Here is a 12340-nt window from a genome sequence, read left to right as displayed (position 1 = left end):
ATGCCCCCTGCCGGCGAACAGATCACGGTCGAACAGATTTCCGCAACAAGACGTAGCCGGTGCTCACAATCGCGCCGACGGCCAATAGCACAGCGATCGGCCAGAGCCCATTGCGATAGGCGAAGAATGCCAACAGCAAGAGCACGGCATCGTTGCTGGTGGCCAAGAGCAATCGGCTGGTGAAGCTGTTTCGATTCATCTCTCGCAATCATACCATGCCGGCTTCGTGCCGCGTCAAATCTTGAAAGCCTCGCACTCCGAGAAACGGCCCGATATGACCCGCGCTGAGAATTGGCTGGTTGCCGCCGGAGCGCTGTGCCGCGCCTGGAAGCCGCTCGTTGGCTATGAGCTATTGATGTCGCTGGTCATGGCCGCGGTGCTCGGCCCCCTCGTGGCGACGTGTACGTATCACGCCGTCGGCCTCTCGGGCGACGCGGTGCTGGGTAACTTCGAACTGGTGTCGTTCTTGCTCTCGCCGCTGGGCGCGCTGGCCCTGGTGCTCTTCGGCAGCGTGGGGTTTGCATTGGTCTTTTTCGAGTACGCGGGATTGATTCTGCTGGCCGACGCGGCGCTCGATGGACTAACCGTCTCGGCAGGTACTCTGGCGAGGGCACTCGTGTGGGCGGCCCCGCGACTGTTCGCCTTGGCCTTGATTCAGACGGCGCTGGCGCTGCTCGCGGCGCTGCCGTTTATGGCGCTCGGTGGCGCGGTTTACTGGCTGCTGCTGAGCGACGCCGACATCCACTACTTTCTGGCCGAGCGTCCGCCGCGATTCTGGGCCGCGGTCGGATGCGGTATTGCCTTGACGGTGGGGTTCGCGATCGTGGCGGTCTGGTTGTTCGCGCGCTGGGCGCTGGCGGTGCCGGTCTGTGTGGTGGAAAGCCATTCGATCCTGGGGACTCTCGCGCAAAGTTCGCAGTTGATGCGCGGCCGGGTGGCGCGCGTGATTACCGTGCTGGGCGGGTGGCAACTGGCAAAGTATGTCGCCTTCGCGATCGCCGTCGCACTGCTGAACGTGCTCAACGTCGTGCTGCTTGATCGGTTTGCCGGGCGGCTGACGAGCCTCGTCTGGTTAACGGCCTTGTTGCTCTTGGTGGACGGGCTGGTTCTGCAACTGCTGGCCGCCGTCTTCGCGATCGGCATGGCCGGTTTGCTCGCTTACGAATACGTGCATGGGCAGCGTTCGCAACAGTTGCCGCGCCGCGCTGCGTGGCCGACGAGCACCGGCGGCCGGCAAGGGAGCGGTGGTCGGCGCGCAGTGCTGATTGCCCTCGCTTGCCTGGGTCCGCTTGCGAGCATCGGCTATGCCGTGCATCTGGAGCGAGAATCCCTCGAACGTCGTCCGATGCTGGTCACGGCGCATCGTGCCGGTCCGAAGACCGCGCCGGAAAACAGCCTGGCGGCGCTACGGCTGTCGATCGCTGCCGGCGCCGACTTCGCCGAGATCGACGTGCAGCAAACGGCCGACGGTGAAGTCGTTCTGATGCACGATCGCGATCTGCGCCGCATGACGGGCGACCCGCGCGAGGTAAAAGATATTAGCACCGTCGACCTGGCAGCGTTGCGCATGAGAAACTCGGGCGCGCCGACCGATGAGCACGTGCCGACCCTGGCCGAGATGATCGCCGCCTGCGGCGCGGAGATTCGCCTGAACGTCGAGCTCAAGTATTACGGCGACAATGCACTGCTGGTGCCGGCCGTGCTCGACGTGTTGCGCGCCCACGATTTTTCCGGCCCGGCCATCGTCTCGTGCCTGCAATTGGCCCCGCTTGCGGAAACGACCCGACGGGCGCCCGAGATCCCAGTCGGCATGATTCTCTCGACCGGCCAAGGTGATATGACGCGGCTGCCGGTGAACTTTCTCAGTTTGCACCAGCGGCTGGTCAACGGGCCTCTGGTCAAACGCGCGCACCGGCGCGGCATGGAAGTCCACGTATGGGGCGTATCGGATCGCGAGGCCGTACTGCGTTTACTCGACCTGGGCTGCGACAACCTGATCACCGACGACCCCGCAATGGTGCGCGAAGTGGTCGATTGGTACGCCTCGCTGGGGGACGTCGAGCGAATGCTGATGCGCATGCGCCGCTGGATGCGCGAATAGGTTTGGGAAATCCTACAGCGGACGAACCGCGTTCAGCACGAGCGCGACAAATAGGCCAGCAGCGCCGCCGCCAGCGACAAACTGCAGGACGCACGCCTCGCCGCAGCCGGGTGCAAATAGGCCCCCAAGAATCGCCCCGATGGCCGTTCCTGCGCCTAGTCGCCAGAGTCGCGATGTCATTTTTCCATCATACCGCACAAGAGGAATCCTGCCGCGTTGGCAGGCTCATTCGGCGCGCTGCGGTACGCCCGCCGGTCGACACCGCCTGTCGGGGCACCTATGATTGAAAGCTTGCCGGCGGCGCCCAATCGATTAACTCACAAGTCTTGTTCCGCCAACGCAGCCGCCGCTACGTTTCCAACGCACCCATCCGCCCGGACGCCGCCCGACACTGCTTTTGCCCATGGCCAAATCCGCTAAGACAGGGCAGGTTTCGCGGCGTTTGTTCTGGCTGGCGTCAGGCATGTTCTTTCTGTCGGGCGGCACGGGTCTGGCCTACCAGGTCATCTGGTTCAAACGGTTCACGCACGTGTGGGGCAGCTCGAGCCTGGCATTCGCCGCCGTCGGGGGCTCGTTCCTTTTCGGTCTCGGCGTCGGAGCGTACCTCAGTGGCCGACTTGCCGACCGCCTCGTGCGGCCGCTGGGGTGGTACGGCGTCTGCGAATCGTTCATCGGTCTGGCGGCGCTCAGCATTCCGTTGCAAATCCAGGCATTGATCGGCCTCTCGAGCGCGATCTACGCTCATCTGCCCCAGGAGCCGCTGGTGCGATTCCTGCTGCAATTCCTGGTGACGCTCGTGATTATCGGACCTCCGTGCGCGCTGATGGGAGCGACGCTGCCGCTCTTGACGCGCGAGTTGACGGCGCGGGACGGCGCGCTCGACGAGGCGACCGGCTGGTTGTACGCAATCAACACGTACGGCGCCGCGGCCGGTTGTTACCTGACCGGATTTCACGTGTTGCCGGCACTGGGGCTGGTCACTGCCAATAATTCCACGGCGCTTTTGAACATAGCCATCGGCGTGGCGGCGATCGTTGTCCAAGAGCGCGTGGGTGTGCGCTCGCCGCGGCTAGAATCGACCGATGACAAAGCAAAGTCGCAAGCGATCTCGTCCGCCGCGCCCAAGGCGCGTTCGGGGCCGGCCGTGTCGCTCGCGAGCGTCTACGTGGCCGTCACGCTGGCAGGTCTCGCGGCCTTGATCCTCGAGATGACCTGGAGCCGGCAATTGGCGCTAGTCCTCGGCGGCTCGACGTATGCGTACAGCGCCACGCTGTTTGTCGTGCTGCTGGGGATCGCCACAGGCAGCTTGTTCTTTCACCTGCGCCTGCGCAGCACCGACGTCGTTCCCTACCTGCCGATGATCGTGATCTTCGGGCTGGGTGTGACTTGTTTTGCCGGAAAGTTGCTTTTGCCGTGGCTGTCGACTTTCGTGGGCGATCACCGTACGGTGCGGCAAACGCTGCTCGGCAATGCGAGCCTGTGCGTCATGGCGGCGGCCGTCGTCCAGTTCCTGCCCGCCGTGGCGATGGGCGTTCTCTTTCCCGTATTTGTCGACCTGACGCACGAACAGGCCGCGCGCGTCGGCCGCGCCGTGGGGGATGTCTACGCGTGGAACACGTTCGGATCGATCGTGGGGGCCTCGCTGACGGCGGTCGTTTTGTTTCCGCGCTTCGGCACGGCCGGGGCGATGGGATTGGCGATGGGCCTGTACCTCTTGGCCATGTTGCTCGTAACGCCCAGCGGCAGCGCGCGCGAGCTACGCAACGCCCTCGGCTGCGCGCTGGCGCTGGCCGCGATCATTTTTGGAGTCTCGCTGCCGCTTGATCCACGGCTCACGAACCTGGGCCTGTACCTGTACGGCAGTCAGGCCGGAGTGATGGATATCATAAGCTGCAAATATTTCGCCGAAGGGCCGACGAGCAGCGTGGCGGTGATCTCGTACGGCGACTACGCCAGCTTGCGCGTCAACGGCAAGGTCGACGCCGGCGACCTGAGCGACATGGTGACGCAGCTGGGGCTGGCCTATTTTCCCCGCATCTTCTGTCCCGCAGCGCGCGACGTCCTGGTCATCGGATTCGGCAGCGGCACGACGTCGGGCACCAGTCTGCTGCTTCCCGGCACGCGCGTGACGAGCTGCGAAATCGAGCCGGCGGTCGTGGGCGCCGAGCCCTTCTTTCAGCACATCAATCACCGCCCCCTGGAGCGGACGCGCGCCAGTCTCGAGCGGCAGAACGAGGCGCTTCCGCCCGACTGCCGGCGCAGCGCCGAGCAACTGGACGCCGAATCGACTCTGCGCATGGTGTACGGCGACGGACGGAGCCAGTTGCAGGGGGATGAGCAGTCGTACGACATCATTATCTCCGAGCCATCGAACCCGTGGCTGGCCGGCGTGTCGAATTTGTTCACCGAAGAATTCTTTACGACGGCGCAATCGCGACTGCGGCCCGGTGGTGTGCTCGCGCAGTGGGTTCAGACCTACAACATTTCGCTGTCCGATTACCTGATGATCGTGCGCACCATGCGCAAGGTGTTTCCCTATTGCGGACTGGTGACGCTGACCGGCGGTTTGGATACGGTGCTCCTGGCCTCGGACCGGCCGCTATTACCCGATGCCGAGCGCCTGGAGGCGATGCAAAAGCTGGTCGATAGCTCGCCCGATATCGAGCACGATTGGCGGCGCTGGTTTCACACGACCGACGTTCGGACGCTGCTGTTGGCGCGTTATACGATCGATCAGGAGATCCTCGACGAGCTCACCGCCAAGGATTCTCAGCAGCGCACGAACACCGATCGCAACATGCTGCTGGAGTTCAAGGCTCCGCTGCACTTATTTGCGTCCTTGCCCGAGGCAATGCGCGCCGGACTGCGGCTTGCCAAATTGCCGCATGGCCGATGGACGGCGCAGTTAGGTGAACTGATCGGCGCACCGCCGGGCAGCGCTCTGTTCCTGGTGGCACAAGCCATCGAGCAGATGGACGGCGAGCGGTGGGACCAGGCCGCCACGATCTTGCAGCAAGCCATTGCGATCGAACCGCATTCGGAACAGCCGCACCGGTTATTGGCCGACGTCTATTTGAAGCAAGGCAAGTCGGCCGAAGCCGTGAAGCTGCTCGAGGATTGGCTGCGCAATCGGCCCGATCGGAGCGACGCCCGGATGGCCCTGTTCAATATCTATCGGTCGCTCGGCATGCCCCGCGAAGCGGCCGCGGTCTTTCAACCGGTCGTGGATGAGCAACCGGAAAATGCCTTCTTCCACATGGCTCTGGGGCAGGTGTTGCTCGAATTGGGCCGACGCCCTGAAGCCGCGCGGGAGTTTCGCCAGGCGCTTGCTCGCGACCCGGCCCTGGCGGATGCAGCGGCGAACCGCGATTGGATCAATGCCTATGTGAGAATTCTGGCCACGAGCTACGATCCTTCGGTGCGCGACGGGCAAGAGGCGCTGCGCTGGGCGCGGCAGATCGCGCGTGGGGTGGATTACGATCAGTGGGGCCTGGTCGACTCGTTAGCGGCCGCTTTCGCCGAGACCGGCCAATTCGACGCGGCCGTCGCCGAGATGCGGGAAGTGCTCAAGCGGGCCACGGTCGACGGCAACCAGCAAGCCACCCAGATCGCCCGCGACCGGCTGGCCTTGTACGAGGCGGGCAAGCCCCTTCGCGAACAGCCCGAGCCGGCAGCATTTACCCCCCCCGCGCCGCTTCAGGCGCCGCAACGCTAGCATCGTCGGTGCGTCGTTTCGAACGCGGTTTCGCGTGGCAGAACGAGTCCCGCGCAGGCCGGCCAGCTTGCCCAAGTTTCAGCCTGTACCGGCCCCAGACATCCGACTACAGTATCCGCCCGACTTGGGAACAGGTTCTGACTTCTGACGCCATGCCGCGCGCACGGGGCCATCTTTTTGCGTGCTCGCAGGCCTGGCAGCCCGGCCAGTAAGCTTCGTGTTGTCGCCTCATCCTTCGTTTCAGACCGGTTCGTCTCATTCGACGTCGAAGCTGACGCTGCGCATGCTGCGGCTTGCCTGGCGTCATCGCTGGGGATGCTGCACGCTACTGGCGCAGCAGATCGTTCTGCTGGCGCTTGCGCTCGCTGGTTTGGGGCTGACCGGCCTGGCGATCGACGTGATTCGGCACGCCGTCGACCCGGCCAGCGCTGCGCCGGCCTGGCCCGAAGGGCTTTCCTTTCCGCCGCACTGGCCGGCGTTTACTCGGGTGCTGGTGCTGGCGGCGGCGGTGCTGCTGCTGGCGACGTTGCGCGCGGCGCTGAACTACCAGCACGCGATCTCTTCGGCGCGCGTGGTGCAGCAGCAAATCGTCGTCGAGCTGCGCGCCGCGATCTACGAAAAGCTGCACGATCTGAGCAGCCGTTTTTTTCGCGTCAATTCCACGACGTCGATCATCAATCGCGTCACCGGCGATGCCCAGGCGGTGCGGCAGTTCGTCGAGGGCATGGTGCTGCAGATGGTCATTCTGCTGTTATCGCTGAGCGTTTACCTGGTTTACATGCTGCGGATCCACATGGGGCTGTCGCTGGCCTGCCTGGCCAGCATGCCGGTGCTGTGGATGGTCGCGGCGACGTTCTGTCACGTCGTGCGGCCGGCCTACGATCGCAACCGCGGGCTGATGGACCGGCTGATTCAAGTCCTCTCGGAAAATGTGCGGGGCATGCGCGTCGTGCGCGGATTCGCCCGCGAGCAGGAACAGATCGACCGTTTTCGCCAGGCCAACGATGCCGTGCAACGTCAACAGCGCTTCATCTTCTGGCGATTGAGCCTGTTCACGCCGACCAGCGAGTTTCTTACGGCGCTCAACCTGGCGGTGCTGTTGGGCTACGGCGGCTACCTGGTGACGATCGGAGAGCTGCCGCTGGGGACCGGGCTGATCGTCTTTTCGGGACTGTTGCAGCAGTTCTCGGCGCAAGTCAGCAAGATGGTCAACGTGCTCAACAGCATGCAGCAAAGCATGGCAGGAGCGCGCCGGGTGTTCGAGGTGCTTGACGCCCCGATCGAAATCCACTCGCCCCCGTTTCCGCGCCGGCTGCCGCGGCCGCGCGGCGAAATCACTTTCGAAAACGTCTCCTTCAGCTATCACACGGGCGAGCCGGTTCTCGTCGATGTCAGTTGGAAGGTAAACCCCGGAGAGCGCGTGGCGATCCTGGGTGCTACGGGCTGCGGCAAGAGCACGCTACTACACCTGATCCCACGCTTCCTCGATCCGACCATCGGTCGCGTCCTGGTCGACGGCATCGATCTGCGGGCCCTGGCCTTGGAGGATCTACGGCGAGCCGTCGGGCTGGTCTTTCAGGAAACATTCCTCTTCAGCGATACCGTGGCGGCGAATATCGCCTTCGGCCATCCGCAGGCGACGCGCGAGGAAATCGTCCGCGCCGCCCAGATTGCCGCCGCCGATGAGTTCATTCGTCAACTGCCCAACGGCTATGACACCTGGCTCGAGGAAGAGGGGAACAATCTCTCGGGCGGACAACGGCAGCGACTGGCCATCGCGCGGGCGATCTTGCTGGAACCGCCGATTTTGCTCTTGGACGATCCCACGGCCGCCGTCGACGCGCAGACCGAACAGGAGATTCTCGCCGCGATCGACCGGGCCATGCGCGGACGCACCTCGATCATCGTGACGCATCGCCCCGCCGTGCTCAAGCGCGCTGACGTCGTATTGGTGATGGAAGAGGGCCGGATCGTGGAAGCCGGATCCCACGAACAATTATCGCAGCGCAATGGCCCTTACTGGCAGGCCACGCGGCTGCACGCCGAACAGGCCGCCTGCTACGCGTAAGTTTTGGGGCGAGTCTCCTGCGTGGAACCTGATGACTCGCCCGCGACAACCAATGAAGTCTGGAAACCATGAGGACATTTGCAGCGAGGGGCAAACAAAAAACCGACGGATGGCTGGCAGGCCGGGGTGCGCGCGGAGGCGAAGACGATTGTTACGATTCGGCGCCGCCGCCGGGCTGGGACGTCGTCCGCTGGCTGTACGGTTTCACGCGCCCCTACGCCCGAAAGCGCAACGTGCTCTTGGGGCTGGTCGTCGTCCGCTCGCTGCAATTGGCGGCGCTGGCATGGGTCACCGGTTACGTCGTTAGCGGCCCGATCGCGGGGCACTCGCTGCGCGGACTGGCCCTCGGCGTGGCCGCTTACGTCATACTCGCAGCCTGGACGAACCTGTTCTTTCATTTCCGGCAGCGGCTGGCGCTCGAGCTGGGCGAATGCGTCGTTCACGATCTACGCGACGCGGTATTCGTACACCTGCAGCGCATGACCCCCAGCTTCTTCAGTCGCACGAAACTCGGCAGCGTTATCAGCCGCATGACGTCCGACACCGAGGCCGTGCGCGCCGGCGTGCAGGACGTCGTTTTCACCAGCCTGGTCGGGCTGGGGCAGATGCTGGTCGCCGCCGCGCTGATGCTGTGGTACGACCCTGCGTTGTTTCTGGTCGTGGCCGCGATGGGACCCACGCTGGGCTGGTTGAATTATCGCTTTCGTGGCCGGCTCACCGATGCCCACCGCGCCGTGCAGGAGAGCTTCAGCCGCGTGACGGCGCGGCTGGTGGAAGCGGTACACGGCGTGCAAGTGACGCAAGGCTTTGCCCGGCAGCACACCAGCGCCCGCTTGTTTCGCGAACTGGTGGCCGATCATTCGGTGTACAACATGGAGGCAGCGCGCACGGCCGGCGTGTTCGTGCCGCTCTTGGAATTGAACAGCCAGGCGTTCCTGGCGTCGATCCTGATCCTGGGCGGCTACCGCGTCCTGTCGCCCGGCATCGGTGCCCCGGCGGGCGAGCTGATCCAGTTCATGTTCCTGGCGAATGTCTTCTTTGCGCCGATTCAGACGCTCGGCGATCAATACAACCAGGCGATGCTTACGCTGGCTGGCGCCGATCGGGTGCGGCGATTTCTCGCCATCGAGCCGGATTGGATCGATCGTCCTGCGGCGCAACCCATCGGGCGCATGGTCGGCGAAGTCGCGTTCGAAGATGTGTCGTTTGCCTACGAAGGCGATCGCCTGGTGCTTGAGAACATAAACTTCACCGCTGCGCCCGGGCAGTGCATCGCGCTGGTTGGTCATACCGGCAGCGGCAAGAGCTCGATCATTAATCTAATCGCCAAGTTCTATCTGCCCACGGCCGGGCGAGTGCTGATTGACGGTCACGATATCCGCGATTTGCAAACCTTTTCGTTGCACCGGCAGATGGGCATCGTGCAGCAGCAGAACTTTTTGTTCTGCGGCACCGTGGCCGACAACATTCGTTTCGGTCGGCCCGAGGCCACGGACGACGACATCGCCGACGCGCTCGAGAAGCTCGGTTGCTATGACCTCGTGACATCGCTCCCCGGCGGATTGCACGCCGACGTGGGAGAGTGCGGCAAGAACCTGTCGCTGGGGCAACGGCAGCTCGCCTGTTTTGCCCGGGCGCTGTTGGCCGATCCCGCGATCTTGATTCTGGACGAAGCCACGAGCGCGATCGACGTGTTTACCGAAAAGCGTATCAGCGAGGCGCTGTCGCGGTTGATTGCGGGCCGTACCAGCTTCATCGTGGCGCATCGCTTGAGCACGATCCGCCGCGCCGACCAGGTGCTGGTGCTCGACAGCGGCCAGATCGTCGAGCAAGGTTCGCCGGCCGAGTTGTTACTGCGTAACGCTCGTTACGCCAGCTTGGGCCGCCACTATATGAACGCCGCGGCATAGCCCACTTCGCAGGGTCCGGGCTGTGTCTCGCTCGTGGGGCTAAGCCTGGAATGAGGGCCCGTCTTTGCTGGCCGATGATTCTTCCTTCTGGTTATCTAATATTCCTCCGCGACGAGCGAACAAGATTCCGAGACCCGTGAGGGCCCCGTGCAGGGCCGTTGGCCCGCTAGCTTCGACACGCCAAAATCCTTCCCCCAAAAGGACGTGAGGTTCCCATGCGAAAACTCTGGCATTCGCTCATCCTGGCGACCGCAACAACCCCGTCCTTGGCATGGGCCGCAGCGCCGGCCGGCACAGAAAAAAACGCGCCGGCCGCAACGCCGGTCGCTTCGTTCACGCTCAAGGACTACCGCGGCCAAACGTTCGATCTCGATCAGGCCGCCAAGGACAAGGTCGTCGTGCTGGCATTCCTGGGCACCGAGTGTCCGCTGGCGAAGTTGTATGCCCCGCGGCTGGCCGCGCTTGCCAAGGAGTATGAATCGCGCGGCGTGGTGTTCGTGGGCATCGACGCGAACCGGCAGGACGCCGTCACCGAGATCGCGGCTTACGCCCGGCAGCACGGCATTGAATTTCCGATCCTCAAAGACTTGCAGCAGGCGGTGGCCGACAAGGTCGGCGCGACGCGCACGCCTGAAATCATCGTGCTCGACCGCGCGCGAAAGATCCGTTATCGCGGCCGCGTCGACGATCAATACGGCCTGGTGAAGACGGCCAACTATCAGCGCAAGGAGCCGTCGCGGCGCGACCTGGCCGAAGCGCTTGATGAGATCCTGGCCGGCAAGCCCGTCTCGCAGCCGACGACCGAGCTGAGCGGCTGCTTGATCGGCCGCGATCGCCAACCATCGACCAAAAGTGACGTCACCTACACCAAGCACGTCGCGCGGATCCTGAACGAGAATTGCGTGTTCTGCCATCGACCGGGGCAGATCGCGCCCTTCACGCTCACCAGTTACGAGGACGCCGCAGGCTGGGCCGGCATGATCGAAGAAGTCACGCAAGCCGGCCGCATGCCTCCCTGGCATGCCGATCCGCACTATGGTCATTTCCAAAACGACGCGCGGATGAGCGACGAGGACAAAGCCACGATCGCCCGCTGGGTGGCCGCTGGCGCGCCGGAAGGTGACCCGAAGGACCTGCCCAAGCCGCCGCAATTCACCGAAGGGTGGATGATCCCCGAGCCCGACCAGGTCATCTACATGGCCGACAAGCCATACGACGTGCCGGCGACGGGCGTCGTCGAATATCAGATGTTCGTCGTCGATCCGGGCTGGAAGGAGGACAAGTGGCTGAGCGCCATCGAGCCGCGGCCGGGCAATCCGGCGGTCGTACACCACATTTTGATTTTCGTGATTCCGCCCGATGGTCGCGGCCAGGGAGGCCTGGGTAACGGCAATGATTTCACCGGAGCGTTTGCCCCCGGGCTGCGGCCCGAGCCCTTGCCGCCGGGCATGGCTCGTAAAGTACCGGCCGGCTCGAAACTGGCGTTTCAAATGCACTACACGCCGAATGGCTCGGCCCAGCAGGACCGCAGCTACTTGGGGGTGAAATTCGCCGATCCCAAGACGGTGAAGCAAGAGGTCGTCGTAACAAGCGCCGTGAATTTTGTTTTCCAACTGCCGCCCGAGACGGACGAAGTCGGTGTCAATTCGCGCTACATCTTCAAGCGCGATGCACTGCTACTGAGGATGATGCCGCACATGCACCTGCGCGGCAAAGCGTTCGACTACGTAGTGACGTATCCCGATGGAAAGAAGGAGACTTTGCTCTCGGTGCCGCGCTACGATTTTGGCTGGCAGACGAACTATCGTCTGGCAGAGCCGAAACTGATGCCGGCCGGCACGCGCCTGGACTGCCACGCGCATTTCGACAATTCCGAGCACAACCTGAATAATCCCGACCCCAAGGCCACGGTCGGCTTCGGCGATCAGACGTTCGAAGAAATGATGATCGGCTTTTTCGAAATAGCCGATCCGCACCAGGACCTGACGAATCCTCAGGCCGAGCAAAAGCAGCCGACGCGGATGCAAGATTTCTTGACCGTCATGCGAGCCACCGGTGGCGATCCCGATGACAATCTAAAGGCCGCCACGCACATGGCGCTGACGGACGCCGAGTGGTTTGGCCGCTTTGGCTTCCTCCTGCCCAACACGGTGCCGCAGGTCGATCGCGTGTGCATGACGGTCGTCCAGGACGGCCAGGTCGTGCAGAAATACGGTCCCTTTACGGGCAATCGGCGCGCGGATGCCGACAAGAAGGCACCTCCGCCCCCCGAAACGATTCGCAGCCCGTTGCCGCAGGTCGAAGCTGCGGGCGAGCCCTTGGCCACGATCGCCGAGGGGGACAAGCCGGTGGTGAATGCCGATTTGACGAAGGTGCAGGGCAAGATCTTCGAACGAATGGTCGCCCGTGGCGCGAAATCGAGCTTGCACGTGCCGGTGAAGCTGGGCGAAACGCGTGCGACGATCAACTTCTGGAGCACCGAACCCGACGCCTTCCCGCAGCCGGCCGTGCAATTGCTCGCGGCCTTGTCGCAAGCGATGGCAGCG

Annotated in this window: 6 protein-coding genes; 5 read left to right on the top strand and 1 reads right to left on the bottom strand. The window is 63.8% G+C overall.

What is annotated here, in order from left to right:
- Positions 1 to 22: 22 nt before the first annotated feature.
- Positions 23 to 199, bottom strand: coding sequence for a hypothetical protein (locus VHD36_21215; protein ID HVU89864.1), 177 nt, complete (start codon positions 197 to 199; stop codon positions 23 to 25).
- A gap of 75 nt (positions 200 to 274) precedes the next feature.
- Between VHD36_21215 and VHD36_21210 the strand changes: the two genes are divergently transcribed.
- From VHD36_21210 to VHD36_21190, 5 genes are all read left to right on the top strand, one after another.
- Positions 275 to 2101 (top strand): glycerophosphodiester phosphodiesterase family protein, encoded by a 1827-nt coding sequence (locus VHD36_21210; GenBank protein ID HVU89863.1) that lies wholly within the window; start codon positions 275 to 277, stop codon positions 2099 to 2101.
- Between the two features lie 403 nt (positions 2102 to 2504).
- On the top strand, positions 2505 to 5816 hold the full coding sequence (locus VHD36_21205; protein ID HVU89862.1) for a fused MFS/spermidine synthase: 3312 nt from the start codon (positions 2505 to 2507) through the stop codon (positions 5814 to 5816).
- 220 nt (positions 5817 to 6036) lie between these two features.
- Positions 6037 to 7884 carry an ABC transporter ATP-binding protein gene (locus tag VHD36_21200; protein HVU89861.1) on the top strand — a complete coding sequence of 616 codons (1848 nt, stop codon included), beginning with the start codon at positions 6037 to 6039 and terminating at the stop codon, positions 7882 to 7884.
- Positions 7885 to 7952: 68 nt separating this feature from the next.
- Positions 7953 to 9794 (top strand): ABC transporter ATP-binding protein, encoded by a 1842-nt coding sequence (locus tag VHD36_21195; GenBank protein HVU89860.1) that lies wholly within the window; start codon positions 7953 to 7955, stop codon positions 9792 to 9794.
- A 215-nt stretch (positions 9795 to 10009) separates the two neighbouring features.
- On the top strand, positions 10010 to 12340 hold a 2331-nt coding region (locus VHD36_21190; protein HVU89859.1), incomplete at its 3' end, for a redoxin domain-containing protein.

This window comes from Pirellulales bacterium, from assembly GCA_035546535.1.
In the GTDB taxonomy this organism is placed as follows: Bacteria; Planctomycetota; Planctomycetia; order Pirellulales; family JACPPG01; genus JACPPG01.
This window is presented reverse-complemented; position numbering and strand designations above follow the sequence as displayed.